We start from the raw sequence: 22,394 nt of genomic DNA, 5'->3' as shown, positions 1-22,394 counted from the left end.
AGCTTCACCCCGAGCTGGCGCCGCTGGTAGGAATTCGTTTCAGCGCCTGCGCTTTTCACTGCTCATTCCGATCCATGACGCGAACCTGCACCAGCGTGACCACCAACAGCACCACGAACATGATGGTGGCCACGGTCGCGCCGTACCCGGCGCGGAAGTTACGGAAGGTCTCCTCGTACACCTGGTAGACCATCGTGGTGGTGCCGGTGCCCAGCGGCCCGCCGCGGGTCATCACGTTGATAATGTCGAAGACCTGCAACGAGTTCAGCAGCACCGTGATGGACAGGAAGAACGTGGTCGGGCGCAGTTGCGGCAGCAACACTTTGGTGAAGGTGGTCCAGCGGCTCGCGCCGTCCATCTCGGCCGCCTCCATCAGCTCGGCCCGAACCCCTTGCAGCGCGGCCAGATAGATGACGAAGCTGTAGCCGAGGTTCTTCCAGATGTAGGTCACCGTCACCATGAACAGCGCCCAGTGCGGGTTCTGGTAGAAGTCCGGCACGTTGTCCACGCCCAGCCGCCCCAGCACGTCCTGGACCAGGCCGAAGCTCGGATCGAAGATGAACTGGAAGGCCACGCCGATGGCGGCGCCGGAGATCACGAACGGCGCGAAGATCGCCGAGCGGACCACGTTGCGGCCGAACAGCTTCCGGTCCAGCAGCAGGGCCAGCGCGAGGCCGAGCACCATACTGCCGACCACCGCGGCCAGGGTGAACACGACGGTGTTGGTGACGATGTCCCAGGAGTCCGACCGGCCCCACCACTCGGTGTAGTTGTCCACCCCGATGAAGGTGGCCACCGGATCGGAGATGTTCCAGTCGAAGAAGGAGAGCCGGATGTTGTCGATCAACGGCCGGTAGACGAACAGCGTCAGCAGCGCGAGGTTGGGGACCACCAAGATCAAGAACAGGACGTAGTCCTGCCAGGGCCGGTTCCGCAAACCGCGTCCGCGCGGTTGGGGTAATACTCGTTCCGGCTTCGCTCGCACGTCGCGCACTCTACGGACAGGAGCAAACAGTCGGTTAACGCTGTCCGGACGAACGCTGAACTTCTCGAGCACGGGCCAAGTGAATCAAAAGCACTCGGCTCCGATCGGCATTTTGCCGCAATTGATCATAAAGTGCTCGGCGGTTGCTCAAACGCCGAGCGAGTTACCCACGCACACAACGTGACTGCTGATCTCGTGCGCACATGGGTAACTCGTCGGGTACCGGCCAACTCGTCCCCTGACCAACCGCCGGTCGCCAACGCGACTGTCGGCGCACCTGGGTCTGGCCTGAATACGCGGAGAGGCGGGCTAGTTCCAGTCGCCGGCTAGGCCGTCGCTGGTGCCGATCGAGCCGCCCTTGGTGTTCACGATGACCACCGGGTCGCCCTTGCGCGAGTTCTCCATGAACCACTTGGCGTTCTCGGTGCTCACGTTGAGGCAGCCGTGGCTGGAGTTGGAGACGCCCTGCTGGCCGACCGACCACGGCGCGGCGTGCACGAAGATGCCGCTGTTGGAGATGCGGGTCGCGTACTCGACCTCGAGCTTGTAGCCCTCGGGGTCGGTGGTCGGCACACCGTAGGTGGACGAATCCATGATCATCTTGCGCAGCTGCTCACCGACCACGTAGGTGCCGTTCGGCGTCTCGTGCTTGGTCTTACCCATCGAGGTCGGCATCGTCTTCACCTCTTCACCGTTGCGGGTGATGGTGATCGTGTGCGTGTTGTCGTCGGCGGTGCTGACGAACGCGTCGCCGATCCGGAAGGCGCTGCGGGTGCCGCCCGCCTCGACCGTCACGTCGGTGTTGGCCGGCCAGAATTCGTTCGGCCGCCAGCGCACCTGCTTGTCGCCGCGCCAGTAGAAGTGGCCCGGCGCGGCCTTCGACGAGGTGACCTTGATGAACTTCTCCGCGGCGCCGTGATCGGGCACCGGCTCCTTGAAGTTGATGATGATCGGCTGGGCGACGCCGACCTCCTCGCCGTCGGCGATGTTGATCGACGGCGGCGCGAAATTCGGCTGCTGCGGCGCCGGGTCCTGTGCGGAACCGGCCGACCCGGAGCCGAACGGGAACGGCTCGGCGTCGGCGGGGGCGACCAGCAGGACGCCCGCCGCGATCGTCGCGGACAACAGGGCGCCAGCCCGCAGCCTGCGGGTTAGCTGAGCTCCCCGGCGATGGGCAGGTAGCGACCCGGTGTGCGAAGCGACATGCATAGGTTTCTCGTCCATTCCATCTCTCAGCACACCCGCACGGACGCACGGGTGACCCGAGATCTCTCATCGGCGTGGAGCAGGCAGAGCTCACCCCACGGGTATTGACGGCCCGACCCTCATCCTTCCTACCGTCCCGGTGCGGCCCGAAGCCAGTTGCGTTTCATAGTGATTCGTTCAGACCGCGCGGTGTGGTAGCCGTCACATAACCGGTCGGCGGTTGGCCGCCTTCCGGAAAGGTACCGGTCACGTCGGCGAGTCCGGTGCGCCGATCGATGCCGCTGGTCGGTCCGTATACCGCCGTCGTCAAACACCTTCGTGATGTAAATCACCCTCGACGACGAACGGAATCGAGCGATGCGGACCGGTTGCTATGTTGTGCGGCACCGACATTGGCGCACGGCCGCGGGCGTACCGCGCGGGCAGCCGCAACCGCACCCGGTTCACGATGGTAGCCAACGCGATTCGAAGTTCGTAGTCGGCCAGCGCGGCGCCGACACAGCGCCGGTGCCCGCCGCCGAACGGCGCGAACTCGAGCGGCCCGTACTTGCGCTCGTGGAACCGCTCCGGCCGGAACCGCCCCGGGTCGGGCCACACCCGCGGATCGGAGTGCAGCAACGGCACCGCGACCCCCATTGTGTCCCCCGCGGCGAGCGGCACGCCGCGTAGCGTGCACGGCGCGGTCAGCCTGCGCACCACGATGGGCACCGCGGGATGCAGGCGCAGCGTCTCCTGGCACACCGCGTCCAGGTAGGGCAGCCGGGCCAGCTCGACCGGGCTGACCTCGGGTCCGGCCGCGCGCAACTCCGCGCGCAGGCGGTCCAGCGTGGACGGTTCCCGGTGCAGGTGGAACAGCGCCCAGACCAGGGTGGTCGCGGTGGTCTCGTGCCCGGCCACCAGCAGGGTGCGCAGCTGCTCGCACAGCTCGGCGTCGGTGATCGCGGTGCCGTCGTCGTAGCTCGTGCTCAGCAACATGCCGAGGATGTCGGTGGTCAGTTCCCCGCCGCCGGTGCGCCGGTGCGCGATGTCGTCCAGGATCAGCCGGTCCAGCCGCGCGCGGGCCGCGACGAACCGGTCCCACGGCGCCTGCCCGAACAGTCCGTGCCGCAGCAACGGCACCAGCATCAGCGGCCCGGAGAACGCGGTGAGGAATTCGGCGACGGCCGTGGTGTACTCGGCCCGGCGCTCATGGCTGTCCACGCCGAACACCGCCTCCAGGATCACCCGCAGCGTGATCGCCCTGGCCGCCGCGCGCGAATCGATCCGGGCGCCCGGCCGCCACGCCTGCCCGTTCCCGCCGGCCAGCTCCTGCAGCACCGAGTCCCGGATGATCTCCCCGTACACCCGGATCCGCGCACCGTGGAAGGCCGGCGCGAGCAGCGCGCGATCCCGGCGATGCCGCTCGCCCGCGGCCAGGATCAGCGAGGCCGGGCCGACCAGCGGCTCGATCGGATTGGGCCGCGGCGGTTCGAGCGCGTCGACCGGCGCGCGGAACACCTCGCGCGCGCCCGCCGCCGTGCCGGTGAACAGCGCCGAGCCGAAGCCGGGGAAGCGGACGACGAACGGATCGCCCTCGCGCGCCCGGCGCCAGCGGAAGTACCGGTCGAAATCGATGCCCGCGGCCAGCGCGTGCAGCACGATCAGCCGCGGTGCGCGCGGTGCGGTGCCCACGCGCGGCTCGGCTGTGCCCACGTCCATGTCTTTAGGTACGAACTCACCGGGCAGTAGGTTCGACGCGCGTCAGGAATCCGTCTCGTCGACGACCACCGCGGGCTTGGCCCGGCGCACGGTATTCCGCGCGGTCGCCGCCAACCGGGCCAGCCGGGCGTCGCCCAGCGCGGTCACCGCGTTGCCGAGCCGGTTGGTGACGAAGGCGATCGACATGCCCAGTTCCGGATCGGCGTAGGCGCCCGATCCGCCGACGCCGTAGTGGCCGAACGCCTTTCGCGGCTGCTGCTTGGACATCAGCACCGGGCGGTGATACCCCAGGGTGAACCGCAGCGGCAGGCCGAGCACGTAATCGCGGCTCTCGGCGGGCTGCCCCTGGTTGATCGTCTCGATCGTCTCCGGCCGCAGGAACCGCACCGTCTCGGCGCCGCCGGGGCGCGGCACGACAACCCGTCCCGCGTTGGCCAGCGCGCCGTACATCCTGGCCAGCGCGCGCGCCGAGAAGACGCCGTTCCAGCCGGGCATCACCGCGTCGTGCACCCGCGGGTCGCGGACCAGCTCGTCGAAGCTCTCCGGCATGCCCGCCTCGGCCAGCCCGCGCATCGGGCGCACCCAGGACAGCACCGACGAGGCGGTATTCCAGCGGATGCCCGGCGGGCTCAGGTGCGGGAAGATCTTGGCGATCCGATAGCGCTCGGATTCCGGCACCCGGAACCAGAATTCGTCCAGGCCGAGCGGTTCGGCGATCTCCCGGCGCACCACGTCCACGAACGGATCACCGGTGACCCGCTGCACGATCTCCGCGACCAGCCAGCCGAAGGTGATCGCGTGATACCCGGAGGTGCGGATGCGGCGCGGGTCCGGTGGGCTGTCGGCCAGCGCCTCGATCACCGCGTCGTAGTCCAGGATGCCTTCGCGTCCGGGGACCAGGCCGCGTACCCGGTGCAGGCCCGCACGATGGGCGAGCACGTCGCGCACGGTGATGTCGTCCTTGCCGTGTGCGGCGAATTCGGGCCAGTACCGCGCGACCGGTGCGTCGTAATCGATCAGGCCACGCTCGGCGAGCCGGTGCACCACGGTCGAGGCGACGCCCTTGCCGGTGGAGAAGGTCAGCGCGACGGTGTCGCCGTTCCAGCGCCGATCCTTGCCTGCCCAGCCGCCCCAGATGTCCACCACGGGTTTGCCGTCGAGATAGACGGCCAGGGCCCCGCCGCCGCGATTCGGCTGACTGAACATGCCGAAGAATTGATCGGCCAGGCGGATGAACCGCGGGTCGACCAGCATCTCCTTGGGCGCGGCCAGCTTGCCGTCGGCCGGGTCGGCGGCATCGAAGCCGCCCGTTGCCATTGCCGAAACCATGGGGTCACCTCCTGCCCACCGATCGCGGTGCGTTCCTCAGGGTAGCTGGTGCGCCGGGGTCTGCCAGCGGCCGAAAGGCGTGCTCAGGCAGGTGTCGCCGGTCCGTGAGTTCCAGGCGAAGGCGCCGCCACCCAGGCAGACCACCGAGCGTTCGGCGGTCTGCGCGCTCGCCCGCGAGCCGTCGAGCGCGACCGAGATCGCGACGATCGGCACCCCTGGACTCTGCGAAACCTCCTCGCTGTCAATGGAACTCAGGGCGATCGCATCCTGCCCCACGCCGAGCGCGATGGGCATCCCGCCCGCACCGTTGCTGGCACCGATTCCGCCGCGCACGCCGACGCCGATCGCGGTGGCTCCCGCGGTGGCGTTCGCGTAGCCGACACCGTCGATGCCGAACGATTTTGCCTGGCCGAGCAGGTCGGTTGCGGCCCGGCAGGCGGTGCGGCCGTCGATGACGGTGATGTCGGCGCCGTTTTCCGAGGTGCAGTGCACATCGGTAGCTGAGGCGACGCCGGGCAGTACGAGAGAGGCAAGTACCGCGGCGGCCGAGCAGACGATCACGCTGATCAGCTTCACGGGCAACTCCTCTCGAACTCTGAAACCCCACTGTACTCAGATGGGTTGCTGGAACCTCGATTCCGCAGCGCGCGTGCGAGTCGCGGATGGGCGAGGCCGCACGGTCGAGTCGACGTGTGCGCGTTCGATGGTGTATGCATGGCGTGTATTTGCAAGCGCAGCTTTATCTTGTTTACTTCGGATTCTTACGGGGGCGTGAGTTCGGAGCGTGACAGCTCGGGAGGACTGTTTCGTGTCTGGTCAACTGACCTGGGGTCGTGTCGCGTTTGCGTCGTTTGTCGCGGCGGCCGCGCTCGCGCTGGTCGGCTGTAGTTCGACGGTCAGCGGTCACGCGCAGCCCGCGGTGGACAACGGCACCATCAACGCCGTCTCGATCACCAGCACGCCGAAGGCGTCGCCGGGCCGGACGACCACCGGCAAGCCGACCCCGACCAGCAAGGGCGGCAACACCGACTTCCAGGCCAACGAGGGCGATTGCGTCACGCTCGGCGGCACCACGTCCAACGCCACCATCACCAAGGCGTCCTGCGGCAGCCGCGCGGCCAACTACAAGGTGATCGGCAAGGCGCCGAAGAGCACCCAGTGCGTGGGCGACGCCGACAACTACTACGCCGAGACACTCAACGGCATCGAGCAGGGCGCGTACTGCCTGGACATCGACTGGGTCGTCGGCGGTTGCATGGACGTCGGCGGGGACGACCCCAAGCGGATCGACTGCACCGGCGCCTCGCCGGTCAAGGGCGTCAAGGTGGTCAAGCGGGTGGACGGCGCCGATGACGTGAACGTCTGCGGCAGCGGCACCGGATACGTCTACGAGCAGCGCCACTTCGTCGTCTGCGTCCAGGAGCTCTGACCGCGGCCCGGCGGTGAGCTGACACCTTCCGCCCAGCGTGAACTGCCGGGAAACCGGACCTCGGACGGCTAAGTTGAGCCGGTGAGCACGACTGATCTTCCCCGGCTGAAATCGGCCACCGGCCGCTGGATTCTGCTGGCCACCATCCTCGGTTCGTCGGTGGCCTCGCTCGACGCGACCGTGGTGAACATCGCGCTGCCGCGGATCGGCGAGTCCCTGGACACCGACGTGGCCGGCCTGCAATGGACGCTGAACGGGTACACGCTGACCCTGGCCTCGTTCATCCTGCTCGGCGGCTCGCTCGGTGACCGCCTCGGCCGGCGCAAGGTGTTCGTCTGGGGCACCATCGGTTTCGCCCTGGCCTCCGTCCTCTGCGGCGCCGCGCTGAACATCGAGATGCTGGTCTTCGCCCGAATCCTGCAGGGTGTGGCCGGCGCCATGCTGACGCCGGGCAGTCTCGCGCTGATCTCCTCGTCCATCGATCGCCGCGACCAGGGCGCGGCGATCGGCCTGTGGTCCGGCTTCGGCGGGGTGGCCGGCGCGTTCGGTCCGTTCCTCGGCGGCTGGCTGATCGAGCTGGCCGGCTGGCGCTCCATCTTCTTCATCAATGTGCCGCTCACCCTGGTCGTGGTGCTGGTCGCGCTGAAACATGTGCCGGAGAGCCATGATCCGGATGCCAAGGCGCGGCTGGACGTGCCGGGTGCGGTGGTGGTCGCGCTTGCGCTCGGCGCGCTGACCTTCGGCTTGATCGAGACCATGCCGTTGTTGCTGGTGGCGGGGGTGCTGCTGCTCGCCGCGTTCGTGGTGATCGAACTGCGCAGCGACCATCCGCTGGTGCCGCCGGTCCTGTTCGCCTCCCGCGTGTTCACCGCGGCCAACCTGGTCACCCTCGCGGTCTACGCGGCGCTCGGCGGGGTCTTCTTCCTGCTGGTGCTGGAATTGCAGTTGGTGGCCGGCTATTCACCGCTGATGTCGGGAGTGGCGACGGTGCCGATCACCCTGATCATGCTGGTGCTCTCCGCGCCGGCCGGGCGCTGGGCGCAAATGCACGGCCCGCGCATCCCGATGACGATCGGCCCGCTGCTCGCCGCGGCCGGCCTGGTCCTGCTGCTGCGCATCGGGCCGGACACCGTCTATTTCACCGACGTGCTGCCCGGCGTGCTCGTCTTCGGTTTCGGGCTCGCCGCGCTGGTCGCCCCGCTGACCGGGGCCGTGCTCGGCGCGGTGCCGTCCAGCGAGGCGGGCATCGCGTCCGGGGTGAACAACGCCGTCGCGCGGACCGCGCAGCTGCTCGCCGTCGCGGCGCTGCCCGGCCTGGCCGGAATCTCCGGCGCCCTCGGCGATCCCGTCGCCTTCAACAGCGGCTTCGGCAAGGCCGTATGGATCTGCGTCGGCCTGCTGATCACCGGTTCGCTGCTCGCGGCCGCACTGCTGCGCCCGCCGCGCCGACCCGCCACCCTGGACAGCGTCGACTGCCTCCCGCAGTGCGGCGTGGCCGGTCCGGCGCTCACGCCGTCGCAGCACGAGAAACTGACGCCATAACGAGAAATGAGCGGGCGCAACCGGTTCGATCGACCGGGCGCCCGCTCACTTCGCGTGTCTGGTGAGGCGGCTAAATGGGCAGGTAACCCGCACCAACGCCGCCGCGCGCGTTGATGTCGTCGATGATCGTGCTCATGTTGGTGCCGACCTCGGGGCCGAAGCAGGCCATGGCGAGGTAGGCGTTCACCATGCCGACCAGCGTGGTGCCGATGACGACCGGCGCGCCGGAATCGCCCTCGACGACGCACATCTGGCTCCAGGTCTCCATGTTCGACCCGAAGACGTCGCCCCAGCTGATGCCGCAGGTGTTGCCGGTGGTCCGGCCCTCCTTGCACACGATGTTCGGGAACGCCGCCGGAGCGCCGAGCCCGGTGATCGTGACATTGCCGATCCGGTTCACCGGGATGATCCGGCCCGGCTCGAACTGGATGACGGCGTAGTCCAGGTCGTGATTGGAGTAGACGAACCGGCCGATCACGCCGGCGCCGCGGTTGGCCTCAGCGAAAACCTCGGCACCGGGGTCGCCGCAGTGGCCGGCGGTCAGGCCGACGAGCCGGCCCGCGTTGTCGTGGCCGACCGTGGTGACCGTGCATTCGAATTGGTTGTCGATGATGATGCCGGAACCGCCGCCCAGAACCGGCGGGCCGGGGTCGGCCTGAGCGGCCCCCGCGCCCGTCCCGAGTAGCGCCGCACCGAGGGCTACGGCGAAGGCGGCGTTGGCCACCTTGGCGAGTTTGCTGAACATGTCCCTCCAGACGTCGGAAGCCCGCACGATATCAATCTGTCGCACCCATCGTGTCAGGAATCGAGCCCGGGCGCGTCATCTACTTCGGGGTGTCCACGGCGGGCGAGCCGCAACCCCCGTTTTATACATAAGGACGAATTCGTCTCTTATTTGTGATCATAGCGACAGGCTATGAAAATAGCAGCTGTCCGTTTCGAGTTTGTACTCGAACAGTAGTGCAGTCCGTTCTGTTGGGTTCCCGAAACAAATGCGATTTTGAATGAAATCCTTCCGAACAAATTAGTGTGATGATCATGTCTGGGCGGCCGATTCGACGTGTTGACCTGTAACTTGTTCCAGAGAAACCACCCTCCGTTTTGGGTCCTGACCCAATGCGGGAGGCCGTCGTCATAGCGTTTAGACCACAGTGACCGTCGTCTATGACTGCAATCACAGGAGGGTGGTGTGTTCTGGCTTACTACGTAGTAAGGTGCGTCAAGCAAACAAGTCGTCGGGGCAGCCAACCGGCGTCGAGAGGGGTTAGCCAGTGCAGTCGACCAAGAGTCCTCCAACAGGATCACGGATGAGTGATGCGGTCGATTGGACCAAGGGTTACTGGGCCGACCATCCGAAGGCTTCGCTGGAGACCTTCGGCCGCCAGATCACCATGGGGATCGCCGCGGTCGCCGAGTTGTTCATCGCGATCTTCCGGCGCCGCTTCCCGTTCAACGAGTTCATCCGCCAGTGCGCGTTCATGGCCAGCGTCTCCGCCGCGCCCACGCTGCTGGTCGCCGTCCCGATCGGCGTCATCGTCTCCATCCAGGTCGGCTCGATCGCAGGCCAGGTCGGCGCCACCTCGTTCATCGGCGCGGCCAACGGCCTCGGCATCATCCAGCAGGGCGCTCCCCTCGTCACCTCGCTGATGATCGCCGGCGCGGTCGGCTCCGCGGTGTGCGCCGACCTCGGCTCGCGCACCATCCGGGAAGAGATCGACGCCATGAAGGTGATGGGCGTCGACCCGATGCGCCGGCTGGTCGCCCCCCGGCTCGGCGCGGCGATGCTGGTCAGTGTGCTGCTGTGCGGTTTCGTCGTTTTCGTCGGATTCCTGACCGGTTACATCTTCAACATTTTCGCGCAGAACGGTACGCCGGGTTCCTACATCGGCACGTTCTCGTCGTTCGCGGTAACTACCGATCTCTTTGTCGCACTGGTCAAATCGCTGATTTTCGGGTTGCTCGCCGCAATCATCGCCTGCGACAACGGATTGAACGCGCGCGGTGGTCCGGGCGGCGTGGCCAACGCGGTGAATTCCGCGGTGGTGAGTTCCGCCATCATGTTGTTCGGCGTGAATCTCGTCATCACCCAGGTGTACAACGCACTGTTCCCGTCACAGGTGGTCTGAGTGTCGTCGACATATGTTCCCCCGCTGCTGCGGCCGTTCCAGCAGCTTCGCAAAACGGCGAGCGCGCCGATCGATCTGCTCGCCCGGCTCGGCCATCAGGTCTTCTTCCTGCTGCGCTCGATCGGCTCGATTCCGTTGGCGCTCAAGCACTATCCCAAGGAAGTGTGGCGGCTGCTCTCCGACGTGAGCTGGGGCAACGGGAACCTGGTCGTCGGCGGCGGCACCATCGGCGTCGTGGTCATCCTCAGCGCGTTCGGCGGCATGACCGTCGGCATCCAGGGCTACAACTCGCTGAACCTGCTCGGGCTCAGCCCGATCACCGGCGCCATCTCCGCCTTCGCCACCACGCGTGAACTCGGGCCGCTGCTCGCCACGATCGCGTTCGCCGCCCAGGCCGGCTGCCGGTTCACCGCGCAGCTGGGCGCCATGCGCATCTCCGAGGAGATCGACGCGCTGGAGTCCATCGCGATCCGGCCGCTGCCCTACCTGATCAGCACCCGGATGTTCGCGGCCATGGTCGCCATCATCCCGCTGTACTGCCTCGGCCTGGCCATGGCCTACATCTCCTGCTCGCTGACCGTGCAGCTGATCGGCGGCACCGCGAGCGGCACCTACCAGCACTACTTCTACCAATTCCTGGTGCCGACGGACGTGATCTACTCGCTGCTCAAGGCGATCCTGTTCGTCGCCATCACCACGTTCATCCAGTGCTACTACGGCTTCTTCGCCTCCGGTGGCCCGGAGGGCGTCGGCGTCGCGGCCGGCCGCGCGATCAAGGTGTGCATCATCGCGGTTGTTTTCGCGAACCTGTTCATGACATTGGCGATCTGGGGCATCAACCCCGGCATCAGGATCTCGGGGTAGCACCAGATGATCATCGATCCCAGTGGGCGCGGGCCCACGATGCGGCAGTTGATCGTGGCCGGTCTGGCCGGCCTGATCGTGCTCGCGCTCGTGCTCGGCTTCCTGACCCTGCGGTACAAGGGCTACTTCGTCGACAAGGTGAACGTCACCGCGAACCTGACCACCACCGGTGACGGACTGCCCGCGCAGGCCGACGTCAAGTTCCGCGGCGTGCTGGTCGGCGCGGTCAAGGAGGTCGAGGTCGCGGCCAAGGGCGAGCTGCAGAAGGTGCAGATCGAGGTGAAGCCGGAGTTCGCCAAGGGCGTGCCGGCCAACGTCACCGCCAGGGTGGTGCCGAGCAACCTGTTCGCCGTCACCTCGGTCGAGCTGGTCTTCAACGGCCCCGCGGACCAGTACCTGCACGAGGGCTCGATCATCGAGGAAGACCGCAGCAAGGGCACGCTCGCGCTGCAGGACACGCTCACCACGGTGCGCAACATCCTCGACCGGATCGATCCGATGCAGTTCGGCCGGGTGCTCGGCACGTTGTCCCAGGCGCTCGACGGCAGCGGCCGGATGCCCGGCTCGACGGTCGAGCGGCTCGACCGCTGGTTGCAGTCGGTCGACGACGCGATCCCGAATCTCGGTGTGATGCTGGGTGATTTCTCCACCTCGTTCCACGCGCTGAACGAATCCTCGCCGGAACTGCTCGACGTGCTCGGCACCTCCGTGCAGACCGCGCGCACCATCGCCGACCGGCGCAGCGAGCTGGTCGCGCTGATCACCGGCGCGGGCAGCACGGTCGACACGGTGAACGATCTGTTCGCCCGCAATGGCGACGTGGGCAAGCAGGTGACCGCCGGCACCAGCGACATGTTCGGCGCGGTAGCCGCGGACCCGAGCGCGATCACCCGGACGATCCTGAACCTCAGCGAGATGACCAGGAAGATGGACTCCACCTTCACCTGGGGCCCGCAGCAACAGCAGCGCTGGGACGCCGGCATCACCCTCACCCCGTACAAGCCGTACACGGTGGCCGACTGCCCGCGCTACGACGACCTGGCCGGACCCAGCTGTGCCACCGCCCCCGCGGTGAACGAGCTGCCGCCGCTGCCGGACAACCTGAAGCCGCGCGCGCTCGACTCGGCGGCCGGTCTGCCGCCGGTGGTGCCGATGCCCGGCCTGCCGCTGATCCCCGGCGTCACCACGCCGGACTCGCGGCCCGCCGACGCCCTGGTACCCAGCGCGCCCCGGCCGTTCGCGGGCACTCCGCTCGAGGGCCTGTTCCCGATGCTGCCCGGCCTCGGTCAACCCCCGGCTCCGGCGCCCGCTCCGGCTCCGGCGGCTCCGGCCGCCGCCCCGGCGGGCACCCCCGCCGCGGGTGAGATCTCCTACAAGGGTGACGCGGCGATCGCGAAGCTGCTCGGCCGCCAGCCGACCACAGCCGAATATCTGCTGCTGAGCTCGATTTTGAAGGGCGGGACCATGCACGTGGCGGAAAACCGGGTCAGCCGATGAGTATTCGCAAACCGCTGATCGGGTTCGGTATCTTCGCGATCGTTTCGATCCTGGTGACCGTCGTCGTGTGGAACACGTTGGCGCGCATCGTGAACGGCGATACCAACACCTACTCGGCGACCTTCTCCGACGTGCTCGGCCTGCACGAGGGCGACGACGTGCGGATGGCGGGCGTGCGGGTCGGCAAGATCGAGAAGATCGAGCTGGACCGCGACGCCAAGTCCAAGAAACAAGTGGCCAAGGTGACCTTCGTCGTCCAGCGGGATCAAACCCTGTTCGACGACACCAAAGCCCTTGTCCGCTACCAGAACCTGATCGGCCAGCGCTATGTCGCGCTGGCTCCGGGCAAGTCCTCCAGCCCGGCGCAGCTGAAGAACAACGCGTCGATCCCGCTGGACCGGACCGAGCCGTCGTTCGACGTTTCGGGCCTGCTCAACGGTTTTCAGCCGCTGTTCCAGGCGTTGCAGCCCGAACAGGTGAACCGGCTGTCCGAGACCTTCATCCAGGCGTTGCAGGGTGACGGAGTCTCGTTGAGCGCGTTCATCGTTCAGGCCGCGCAACTGGCGACCGACTTCCAGCGCCGGGATGCGATCCTGTCCGATGTGATCTCCCACCTCTCCGGTGTGATGGCGGGGTTGGCCAGACGAGGTGATGAATTGGAGACCCTGGTGACCCAGACCCGGGCCTTGATCGGCGGGTTGTACGAACAGGGGCAGTCGCTGCAGACCTCGACGGTGCAGATCGCCAACGCCACCAGCTCGCTGGTGGACATGGTCGGTCAGATCCAGCCGAAGCTGCAGGCCGCCCAGAACTCCACCAGCGCCGCGCTGACCCTGCTGCTCGCCAACGGCGCCAAGCTGGATCAGGCCGCGATCGACCTGCCGAACATCATCTCGGCGGCGGGCAGGCACACCGAGGAGGGCGGTTACGCCAACGCCTACCTCTGCGGTTTGGACGTCTCGCTCTACGGCGTGCTGTTCCCCCGCGGCCTGTTCTCCCAGATCGGTGGCACTTCGCACTCGGCGGTGTGCCGCCCATGATGACGAAGATGAAGGCGAGATTCGCCGCCAACCGCTACTTCTGGCTGGGCATCCTCGGCGGTGCGCTCATCGTGGTGCTGCTGCTCGCGTCCGGACTGGTCAAGCTCATCGGCGTCGGTGAGCAAAGCGTCAAAGCCGAGTTCGTGCAGGCGGCCGGGATCAAGGTCGGCGACCGGGTCAACGTGGCCGGCGTGACCAGCGGCCGGGTGGACGGCGCGAAGCTCGAGGGCGACCACGTGCTGCTGACGCTGAGCATCGACAACGGCGTCAAGCTCGGCCCGGACGCGCGCGCCTCGATCAAGATGGCCACGCTGCTCGGCGCCCGCTATGTCGACCTGGACCCCGGTGACGGCTCCGGCCTCAAGGGCGACCGGATCCGGGTGTCCAACACCGCGGTTCCGTACAACCTGGCCGACGTGGTGCAGGAGGGCACGCCGAAGTTCGAGGCGCTCGACACCAAGAAGCTGTCCGAGTCGCTGAACCTGATCAACCAGCAGATGGGCGACTCCCCGCAGCTGATGGCGCAGGCGCTGGACAGTGTCGGCGCGCTGGCCAAGGTGATGGACACCCGCAAGGCCGAGGTGGACAGCCTGCTCAAGGATCTGAACCGGGTCACCCAGATCCTCGGCGACAACCGCAACAGCGTGCTGCTGGTGATCACCCAGGGCGAGGCCATCGCCAACCGGGTGATGGAACGCCAGGGCCTGCTGCGCCAGCTGCTCGACAATGTCGCGTCGCTGACCAAGCAGCTCCAGGAGATCGGCGCGCAGAACGACAATCAGCTCGGCCCGACCATCGAGCAGCTCAACATCATGTCCGAGGGCTTGCAGAAGAACAAGGACAACCTCGATCGGCTGCTGTCGCTGATGCCGCCGACCGTGCGCTATCTGGCCAACTCCTGGGGTGGCAACGGACCGTACGGCAGCGTCGGACTGCCGTGGATCTTCCCGGACAACTGGCTGTGCTTCGCCCAAGTCATAGAGGGGTGCCAGGGATGACCTTCCCGAAGGCCGTCAAGGTACGGACCATCGCCAAGATGCTCGTGGTCAGCGCCGCGGCACTGACCGTCGGCAGCTGCTCGCTGGTGCCGAGTTCGGTGAACAACGCACTCGGCCAGACGATTCAGATCACCGCCGACTTCGAGAACATCGCCGGTATCTACGAGGGCAACCCGATCACCGTGCTCGGGCTCGACGTGGGCAAGGTCGACAAGATCGTGCCGAAGAGCACCTACATCGAGGTGCACATGTCGATCAACAACGACGTGAAGATCCCGAAAGACGCGATGGCCGCGATTATTTCGCCGTCCATCGTGACCGACCGGCACGTCGAACTCACCCCCGTCTACACCAGGGGCGACACCCTGGCCGACGGCGCGCACCTGCCGCTGGCCAAGACCAAGACGCCGGTCGAACTCGACACGATGATCAAGACCATCGATCAGTTCGCCGCCGCGCTCAAGCCGGAACCGGGCAGCGAGGGCATCGGCCCGCTGTCCGGCCGGGTGCTGTACCCGATGGTCAACGGCAACGGCGAGAAGATGCGCGACACGCTCAACGCGCTCTCCGGCGCGCTGAAGGTCGGTGTGGACAACAAGGACGCGGTCTCCAACATCATCGTCAAGCTCAACGAGCTGACCACGATGCTGGCCGACAACGACCAGTCGGTGCGCGACTTCAGCAACCGGATGACCCAGATGACCGGCCTGCTCGCCGATCAGTCGCCCGGCCTGGAGGCGACGCTGAATCAGATCAACGACTTCCTGAACAACACCAGCACCACCCTCGCCCAGCATCAGGACCAGCTGGCGGCCAGCCTGGCCGGGCTGACCAACGTCACCCAGCAGCTGCGCGACAACGCCTACGGCATCACCGAAATCGTCGACGTCGCACCGATGGTCTTCCAGAACGTCGACCGGATCATGAACCGCGAGCACGGCTACGTCCGACTGAGCGCGCTCATCGGCACCACGCTCAGCGGTGAGCTGGTGAGCCTGTTCTGCGAGCGGATCCAGATGAAGGCAGACGGCTGCCGAACCGGAAACATGCAGGACTTCGGGCCCGACTACGGTCTGACCGCGGCGCTGCTCGGACTGACGAAATGACGTACCGAATGACGATCAAGGCACGCCGCGCGCTGATCGCCGTCGCGGCGGTGGCCGGTGTCGGCATCACCTCGGGCTGCGGTCTCACGGTGGAGAAACTGCCGCTGCCCAAGCCCGGCGTTTCCGGCGAAACCTATACGATCCACGCGGTTTTCGAGAACGCGCTGAACCTGCCGGATCAGGCCAAGGTGAAGATCGGCGGCTCGGATGTCGGGGTGGTCTCCAACATCAAGACCAAGAACTTCCAGGCGGTGGTCGACCTGACCATCAGCAAGGACATCGAGCTGCCCGCGGCCAGCACCGCCGAGCTGCGCCAGGCCACCCCGCTCGGCGACGTGTTCGTCGCGGTGTCCAAGCCGAAGACCGAGCCGGGCGCGGCCATGCTGCACAACGGCGACACCCTCGGCCTGGACAAGACCTCGGCCGGCGCGACCGTCGAGCAGCTGCTGATCTCGATCTCCATGCTGTTCAACGGCGGTGGCGTGGCCGCGCTCAGCAAGCTGACCTCGGAACTGGACTCCATCGTCGGCGGCCGCGGCGGCCAGCTGTCCCACCTGATCACCGAAATGACCGGCGTGGTCGGCAGTTTGAACGCCAACAGCGCGAAGGTCGACGGCGTGCTGAACGAGTTCAGCACGCTGGCCAACACCATCGAGGCCCGCCGCGGCGAGCTCGGCCAGGTGGCCGACACGCTGCCGCAGATGATCGGCGCGATCGCCGAGAACAACCGGGCCATCGGCGATCTGCTGACCAAGGTGTCCACCACCAGCGCCGCGCTCGGCGACTACGCCGACACCTCCGGCCAGCAACTGGGCAGCCTGCTCGACAACACCCACCAGCTGATGGACGCGCTGGCCAACACCGGCGACAACCTCGGCATCCTGCTCGATCGGCTGAAGGTGATCCGGCCCAAGGTCGACGCCACCTTCCGCGGCAAGAGCTTCGCGGTCTACGCCACCGCGACCAACCTCGACCTCAGCGCGCTGACCGATCCGCAACACGGCGGGTTGCAGGATCTGCGCGACATCCAAGACCTCGCGGGCAGCCTGATCCAGGTCCTGCAGATCGTGCAGGGTCGAGTGCAGGGGGGTCACCGATGATGGCGAAACTGCGGCAGCACAAGCTGGTGCTGTCGAGCGTCGGCCTGGTGCTGGTGTTCCTGATCGGCGCGACCTACCTGATGATCAGCATCATGCGGGTCAATCCGCTGAAGTCCAGCTACACCGTCACGGTGAACCTGGACCGCTCGGGCGGACTACAGCCCGGCAACGATGTGACGCTGCGCGGCTACCGGGTCGGCAAGGTCACCTCGATCAAGCTGACCGATCGCGGGCAGGCCATCGCCGCGGCGGCGGAGATCGAGAGCAAGTACAAGATCCCGGTCGACACCGCGATCTCGGTGCAGGCGCTGTCCGGCGCGGGCGAGCAGTACATCGACTTCCGCCCGGCCAGCGAGCAGGCCCCGTTCCTCGGCGACGGCGCGGTGATCAAGTACGACGCGGCGAAGATCAAGACCCCGACCCCGATCTGGTCGGTGCTGGACAACTCAAGCGCGCTCATCGCGCAGGTCGATCCGGAGAAGTTCGGCGTCATCCTGCGCGAGCTGGACACCGCCCTCAGTGGTGGCCCGGATCAGTTGCGCGGCATGGTGAACGGCATCAGCCTGGCCATGGCCGGCTTCGACAATCTGCTGCCGCAGACCACGAACCTGATCGCCAACCTGCGCACCATTGCCGACACCACGTCCAATGCCCAGCCCGATCTCGGCACCCTGACCCGCAACTCCGGCGCGTTGTTCAACCAGTTCAACAACGCCAACGCCGAATTGCAGGGCATCCTGGAAAAGGCGCCCGGCCAGCTGAGCAGCCTCGGCGCGGTGCTGGACAAGACCAGCGATCCGATCACCAGCCTGGCCACCAACTTCGCGGCGATGACCAAGGCCGCGCAGCTGCGCCTGCCCGCGCTGCGCGCGCTGTTCCCTTCGCTCGCGCTCGGCGCGGACGCGCTGGGTGTGCCCGCGCACGACGGTGAGTTCCACGCGATCATCGACATCTGGCCCCGGCCGTACTGCACGTATAACGTCACGCAGCTACGCAACGAAGTCGTCCAGGACGGCACGATTCGCAAGTGGAACTACTGCGAGAATCCGCCTCCGGGCTCGGAAATCCGGGGTGCGGCCAACGCGCCGCGACCCGATGTGCCGAACAACGGCGCGCACATGCCGCCGGGTGTGGATCCGAACGAGCGGACCCTGCCCCCGGTGCGGTGAGTTGTACCCGGTCCCGCGGCGAAACCGTGGCTCCGGGCATACTCGCCGAGAGAACGCGTACGGTTCGCCCGAGATGCGGGCCCGTCAGTCGATCGGTGCGCCCGCGCGCCGGGAAAGTGCAGGTTTGTATCGATGTCCACCGACGACGCCGAGACCAGCAAAGACGCCGAGACCGCTGAGGACACCAAGGTGACCGAGGGCGGTACGGCCGAGGACGCCACGACGGCGAAAACCGAACTGTCGAAGGCAGATCCCGAACCGTCGAAGGCCGACAAGGCAGCGACCGCCAAGGTCGGCAAGCCGGCGCCGAAGACCGATCCGGGCGAGGCCGCGGGCAGTTCCGCCGCCTCGGGCCGATCCACCTCGGTGCCGATCATCGCCGCGTTCGTGGCGGGCGTGCTCGCGGTGGCCGCGATCACCGCGGTGGTGGTGTTCTTCCTGCAGGGCAAGGACCGCGGCGAGAAGCTCGACGCGATCCGGGATTCGACGGCGGCCGGCTGCAGCTTCGGCAAGGACGTCTCGATCTACGACTACACCAAGAACCTCGACGACTACTTCACGAAGGTGAAGTCCGGCGCGAGCGGCGAATTCCTCAAGGAGTTCGACGACGCGACCAAGGCGCTCAAGGACGCCATGGTGCAGGCGCAGGTGAAGTCCTGGGTCGACGACGTGCAGTGCGGTTACCAGTCCGGGGACAAGACCGAGGCCAAGGTGCTGGTCACGCTCACCCAGTACCGGACCAACTTCACCCAGACGACGCCCGAGCGGCAGTTCGTCGTGGTGATCGCGCAGCTGACCAAGTCCGGTGACAAGTGGCTGGTCGAGAAGCTCGATTCGCCGATGCTCAAGGGTGCGGGCACCGGATTGCCCGGTGCGCCGGGTGCTCCCGGTGCGGGTGCCCCCACGCCGGGCGCGCCCGCTACGCCCGCGCCTGCCCCGCAGCCGGGTAACTAGCCGCACGAAGTGCCTCCGGCGGTGGGCCGAGCCACCACCGCCGGAGGTCATTCAGGCAGTCGGTCTTGCTCCGGATGGATCAGAACAGCGTTAGAGTCTGCGGCGCCGACGGCGCGGCCGCCTTCCCCGCGGCCTGGTCGATCGGCGCTTCCGGCGCCGCCGGCGTTTCTTCCACAGTCACCGCGGGGATTTCCGCGGTGTTCGCCTCGGCGACGGCCGCTGTCGCGGCAGCCTTCCGAGCCGCCTCACCGGCAAGCGCATCGGCCTGCTCGTTGAAGTAGTTGCCGACATGTCCACGGACCCAACGGAACCGGACGGGGCCGGGCCTGCTGGCGATCGACTTGTCGATCTGCCGGATGAGTTCCACGTTCTTCACGGCGCCACCGGCGGAGGTGCGCCAGCCGTTGAGCCGCCAGCTGGAGATCCACTCCGACGCGCACTTGATCGCGTAGAGCGAATCGCTTTCGATCAGCAGGGGTTCGGAGCCGGGATGACCGTTGATCGCCTCCAGTACCGCGCGTAGCTCCGCCACCTGATTGGTGCCGGACGCCGCTCCGCCGCTCGACGAGGAGCCCTGATGGTTGACCCAAGCCCAGCCGATGGCGCCGCCGGGGTTGCGGAGGCAGGATCCGTCGGTGCTCACGATGATCATGGCTGGCACCCTACGCAATCCGACCGACAAGATCGGTACCGTGGAATTCTTCTATCTCCCTTCGCAATTGGGACTCGGTGCGGCGGAGCGCCGATTTCACGGCGGAATCCACCAAACCGGCGCAGAGCCGCCCGGCCAAGCCACGCGGGGGGCTGTACTCCGCCTCGGACGTCAGCACCGACCGCCCGTAGCCGAGCGGATCGAAGCGCAGCGTCAGGGTCCCGGACAAACGCCCACGCAGCGTATACCCGATCACCACATTGCGACGATATTCGGTGACCTCGCATGTCACCGTCGGCCGCCAGACCACCAGCCGGGCGGTGGTCGTGAAGGTCGCGCCGAGGCCGGAGTCCAGTTCGCCGGTCGGCTCGAAGTCGGCGACCGCGAACATCCAGTCCGGGACGAACAGATGGTTGTCCGTGTAGGTGAAGGCCACCTCGACCGGTGCCCCGACGTCACTCGCGTACTTGATGTGGCCCATCAGGTTCTCCCTGCTCGATTGGCGGCCTTCGCCGTCCCTCCGTGGTTACGCGAGCTGCCTCCTCCGGGCCGGTGGCTCGCGTCGCTGGGTTCCACGACTGGCGTTAAAAGTACTACAGCTCTCCTCTTTATTGGAGGGGTTGCGCGGTATTTGGTGTGCCGGGTTTTCGCATGGCTACCGGGCGGTTGCTTGGTTGCTCCGGGCCGGTCAGTGGCTTATTAAGACCGATCGGTCCGTACCGCTGGCTCAGAGTTGGTCGACGATGTACTCCGCGATCGGCATCGCGGAGGTGGCCGCCGGCGACGGCGCGTTGAGCACGTGCACCGAGCGCGGCGTCCGTTCGATCATGAAATCGTGCACCAGCGTGCCGTCGCGCAGCACCGCCTGGGCGCGGATGCCCGCCTCCCGTGGCCGCAGGTCCGCCAGGGTCAGCTCGGGACAGTACCGCCGGCACTCGGCCAGATATCCGCGCTTGAACAACGAGTTCCGGAGCTCCCGCAGCCCGGTTCGCACATTGGCCGCGGCCACCCGGTGCACGCCGGGAAATCCGAGGATCGCCCGCGCGTCCCTGGCGTCGAAACTGCCCTTGCGATAACCCTCCCTGGCCAGTCCGAGTACCGCGTTCGGCCCGACGGTGAGCGTGCCGTCGATGGTCGGGCTCAGGTGCACGCCGAGGAACGGCAGCGTGGGATCGGGGATCGGGTAGATCAGCGTGCGCACCAGCCCGGCCCGTTCGGGCGGCAGCTGGTAGTACTCGCCGCGGAACGGGACGATCCGGAAATCGTTGCGCAGCCCGGCCATTCGGGCCAGTCGATCGGCCTGCAGGCCCGCGCACACCACCAGCGTGCGGGCCGTCCACGACCCGGCCGGTCCGGTCGCGGTGACCGTGGCGTCGGTCTCGGCGAGCGCGGTGATCTCGGCGCCGAAGACCAATTGCCCACCCGCCGAACGCACCTCGGCGGCCAGCGCGGCGGTGATCGCGGTGTAGTCGACGATGCCGGTGTCCGGCACGAACAACGCGCCGACGCCGGTGACCCTCGGTTCGCGGCGGCGCAGCTCGGCGGCGTCGAGCAGTTCGACCGCGACGCCGTTGCGCACCGAACGCTCGTGCAACGCCAGCATCCTGCGCTGCTCGGCGGCATCGGTGGCGACCAGCAGCTTGCCGCACACCTGATAAGGAATCCCCTGCGCCGCAGCGAATTTCTTGGTCCAGCTCGCGCCCCGGCGGCACAGCCGCGCCTTCAGGCTGTCCGGCGGATAGTAGATGCCCGAGTGGATGACGCCACTGTTGTGCCCGGTCTGATGGGTGGCCAGCGCGTTCGCCTTTTCCAGCAGCACGAGGGTCGCGCCGGGGTGGCGGTGCAGGATTCGATGGGCCGTCGCCACGCCGACGATGCCACCGCCGATCACGCAGAAGTCGTACGTACTGTTCGGCATAGGAGCACAGTAAGCCGAGAGTTACACCACCACGGCGGGTTCCGTGCCGCGGTGCGGACTCGGGGCCGCCGGGGCGGTCACGGTGACGTTGGTATCCGGTGCGGATTTGGGGTTCGGCGCCGGATGCCGGTTGAGTCGCAGGTCGTGCTCGCCGAGTGCCGGGTCGGTCAGCATCAGCACCACTTCTCCGGTGCGCGTGTCGAATTCGGTGCGCAACTGGGTCGCGTTCGCGCGCTCGTCCGGCGAGCCGGACGGCTGATGACCGGTCAGCACGGTCAAGGCGTTGGTGCCGACGGTGATCGCGATCGTGTCGGTGCGTACCGTGCCCACCTGCGCGTCGACGTAGGCGTCGCCGAGGTGCAGTTTGCCCCCGACGCTGCTCGGGTGCGACACGACCGGCGAATCAGCTTGCGGAACAATCGCTTTCGAGGTCGGAGCAAGCGACTCTGGCGGATTACGGTTGAATACCACGGGCAGTTCGATGCTGCCGACGGTCAGTACCGTGTCCGTCCAGCCGTGCTCGCTGGTCGATTCCCCGACCGGCTGCGCGGGCGGCGCCGCAGCCTCGACCGGCCGGTCGAGATCGGCCATCTGATGCACGATATAGGCGCCCGCGACCACGGTGAGGCTGAGACTGGTGGCCGCCGCGAGGACGATCGCGGCGTGCTTGGCCACCTGGACATGCTTGCTTCTGCTCACGACGCGTTCCTTCCTGTGCCCCTGCTCCCCTGGCAGCCGCGGCCCGCATCGTCGAAAGCCGTACAGTTGCCCAGGTTACGGC

The 22,394-nt window shown here is 67.2% G+C and carries 21 protein-coding genes; 11 read left to right on the top strand and 10 right to left on the bottom strand.

All coding sequences use genetic code 11. The features are described from left to right. Positions 1 to 55: 55 nt before the first annotated feature. The 5 genes from ACFYO1_RS24405 to ACFYO1_RS24385 all read right to left on the bottom strand — a co-directional run bounded on the left by ACFYO1_RS24405 (position 56) and on the right by ACFYO1_RS24385 (position 5,794). On the bottom strand, positions 56 to 985 hold the full coding sequence (locus ACFYO1_RS24405) for a carbohydrate ABC transporter permease (protein WP_387235075.1): 930 nt from the start codon (positions 983 to 985) through the stop codon (positions 56 to 58). A 309-nt stretch (positions 986 to 1,294) separates the two neighbouring features. Further along, positions 1,295 to 2,194, bottom strand: a complete 900-nt coding sequence (locus ACFYO1_RS24400; protein WP_387235073.1) for a L,D-transpeptidase — start codon at positions 2,192 to 2,194, stop codon at positions 1,295 to 1,297. A 303-nt stretch (positions 2,195 to 2,497) separates the two neighbouring features. Further along, entirely contained in the window at positions 2,498 to 3,883 is a 1,386-nt protein-coding gene (locus ACFYO1_RS24395; RefSeq protein ID WP_387235070.1) for a cytochrome P450, read from the bottom strand. A gap of 48 nt (positions 3,884 to 3,931) precedes the next feature. Further along, complete coding sequence (locus ACFYO1_RS24390; RefSeq protein ID WP_387235360.1) at positions 3,932 to 5,206, bottom strand: serine hydrolase domain-containing protein; 1,275 nt, start codon at positions 5,204 to 5,206, stop codon at positions 3,932 to 3,934. A 48-nt stretch (positions 5,207 to 5,254) separates the two neighbouring features. Continuing rightward, on the bottom strand, positions 5,255 to 5,794 hold the full coding sequence (locus tag ACFYO1_RS24385; RefSeq protein WP_387235067.1) for a DUF6764 family protein: 540 nt from the start codon (positions 5,792 to 5,794) through the stop codon (positions 5,255 to 5,257). A gap of 232 nt (positions 5,795 to 6,026) precedes the next feature. On the opposite strand from ACFYO1_RS24385, the gene ACFYO1_RS24380 reads away from it, so the two are divergent. Continuing rightward, on the top strand, positions 6,027 to 6,647 hold the full coding sequence (locus ACFYO1_RS24380; protein WP_387235065.1) for a hypothetical protein: 621 nt from the start codon (positions 6,027 to 6,029) through the stop codon (positions 6,645 to 6,647). An 81-nt stretch (positions 6,648 to 6,728) separates the two neighbouring features. Continuing rightward, positions 6,729 to 8,189 carry an MFS transporter gene (locus ACFYO1_RS24375; protein WP_387235062.1) on the top strand — a complete coding sequence of 487 codons (1,461 nt, stop codon included), beginning with the start codon at positions 6,729 to 6,731 and terminating at the stop codon, positions 8,187 to 8,189. A gap of 70 nt (positions 8,190 to 8,259) precedes the next feature. On the opposite strand, the gene ACFYO1_RS24370 is transcribed toward ACFYO1_RS24375, so the two are convergent. Beyond that, positions 8,260 to 8,934 (bottom strand): S1 family peptidase, encoded by a 675-nt coding sequence (locus ACFYO1_RS24370; protein ID WP_387235059.1) that lies wholly within the window; start codon positions 8,932 to 8,934, stop codon positions 8,260 to 8,262. Positions 8,935 to 9,496: 562 nt separating this feature from the next. On the opposite strand from ACFYO1_RS24370, the gene ACFYO1_RS24365 reads away from it, so the two are divergent. From ACFYO1_RS24365 to ACFYO1_RS24325, 9 genes are all read left to right on the top strand, one after another. After that, entirely contained in the window at positions 9,497 to 10,315 is an 819-nt protein-coding gene (locus ACFYO1_RS24365) for an MlaE family ABC transporter permease (protein WP_378722349.1), read from the top strand. Then, the gene (locus ACFYO1_RS24360; protein WP_387235056.1) at positions 10,316 to 11,179 is read left to right on the top strand and encodes an ABC transporter permease; all 864 of its coding nucleotides are present in this window, start codon (positions 10,316 to 10,318) and stop codon (positions 11,177 to 11,179) included. 6 nt (positions 11,180 to 11,185) lie between these two features. Further along, positions 11,186 to 12,676 (top strand): MCE family protein, encoded by a 1,491-nt coding sequence (locus ACFYO1_RS24355; protein ID WP_387235053.1) that lies wholly within the window; start codon positions 11,186 to 11,188, stop codon positions 12,674 to 12,676. Next, on the top strand, positions 12,673 to 13,716 hold the full coding sequence (locus ACFYO1_RS24350) for an MCE family protein (protein ID WP_387235051.1): 1,044 nt from the start codon (positions 12,673 to 12,675) through the stop codon (positions 13,714 to 13,716). Before ACFYO1_RS24355 ends, ACFYO1_RS24350 begins: the two co-directional genes overlap by 4 nt. Then, positions 13,716 to 14,714, top strand: a complete 999-nt coding sequence (locus ACFYO1_RS24345; RefSeq protein ID WP_387235358.1) for an MCE family protein — start codon at positions 13,716 to 13,718, stop codon at positions 14,712 to 14,714. The genes ACFYO1_RS24350 and ACFYO1_RS24345 overlap by 1 nt, the downstream gene beginning before the upstream one ends. Next, the gene (locus ACFYO1_RS24340; RefSeq protein ID WP_387235048.1) at positions 14,711 to 15,820 is read left to right on the top strand and encodes an MCE family protein; all 1,110 of its coding nucleotides are present in this window, start codon (positions 14,711 to 14,713) and stop codon (positions 15,818 to 15,820) included. Before ACFYO1_RS24345 ends, ACFYO1_RS24340 begins: the two co-directional genes overlap by 4 nt. 8 nt (positions 15,821 to 15,828) lie before the next feature. Then, a complete protein-coding gene (locus ACFYO1_RS24335; protein WP_387235045.1) occupies positions 15,829 to 16,920 on the top strand; it encodes an MCE family protein in 1,092 nt (363 codons plus the stop codon). Further along, the gene (locus ACFYO1_RS24330; protein ID WP_387235041.1) at positions 16,917 to 18,089 is read left to right on the top strand and encodes an MlaD family protein; all 1,173 of its coding nucleotides are present in this window, start codon (positions 16,917 to 16,919) and stop codon (positions 18,087 to 18,089) included. The genes ACFYO1_RS24335 and ACFYO1_RS24330 overlap by 4 nt, the downstream gene beginning before the upstream one ends. A gap of 132 nt (positions 18,090 to 18,221) precedes the next feature. Next, positions 18,222 to 19,043, top strand: coding sequence for a hypothetical protein (locus ACFYO1_RS24325; protein WP_387235038.1), 822 nt, complete (start codon positions 18,222 to 18,224; stop codon positions 19,041 to 19,043). A gap of 79 nt (positions 19,044 to 19,122) precedes the next feature. Here ACFYO1_RS24325 and ACFYO1_RS24320 read toward each other — a convergent pair whose 3' ends face one another. The 4 genes from ACFYO1_RS24320 to ACFYO1_RS24305 all read right to left on the bottom strand — a co-directional run bounded on the left by ACFYO1_RS24320 (position 19,123) and on the right by ACFYO1_RS24305 (position 22,312). Then, positions 19,123 to 19,695, bottom strand: a complete 573-nt coding sequence (locus tag ACFYO1_RS24320; protein ID WP_387235035.1) for a ribonuclease H — start codon at positions 19,693 to 19,695, stop codon at positions 19,123 to 19,125. A 10-nt stretch (positions 19,696 to 19,705) separates the two neighbouring features. After that, positions 19,706 to 20,176 carry an SRPBCC family protein gene (locus tag ACFYO1_RS24315; protein WP_387235033.1) on the bottom strand — a complete coding sequence of 157 codons (471 nt, stop codon included), beginning with the start codon at positions 20,174 to 20,176 and terminating at the stop codon, positions 19,706 to 19,708. A 246-nt stretch (positions 20,177 to 20,422) separates the two neighbouring features. Then, positions 20,423 to 21,613: an L-2-hydroxyglutarate oxidase gene (lhgO, locus tag ACFYO1_RS24310; protein ID WP_387235031.1), complete on the bottom strand. Its 1,191-nt coding sequence runs from the start codon at positions 21,611 to 21,613 to the stop codon at positions 20,423 to 20,425. A gap of 21 nt (positions 21,614 to 21,634) precedes the next feature. Beyond that, a complete protein-coding gene (locus ACFYO1_RS24305) occupies positions 21,635 to 22,312 on the bottom strand; it encodes a hypothetical protein (RefSeq protein WP_387235028.1) in 678 nt (225 codons plus the stop codon). Positions 22,313 to 22,394: the final 82 nt, after the last annotated feature.

The organism is Nocardia sp. NPDC006044 (genome assembly GCF_042871115.1).
Taxonomy (GTDB): Bacteria; Actinomycetota; Actinomycetes; order Mycobacteriales; family Mycobacteriaceae; genus Nocardia.
The sequence above is the reverse complement of the archived record's forward strand: the minus strand, read 5'-3'. Positions and strand labels throughout refer to the sequence as shown.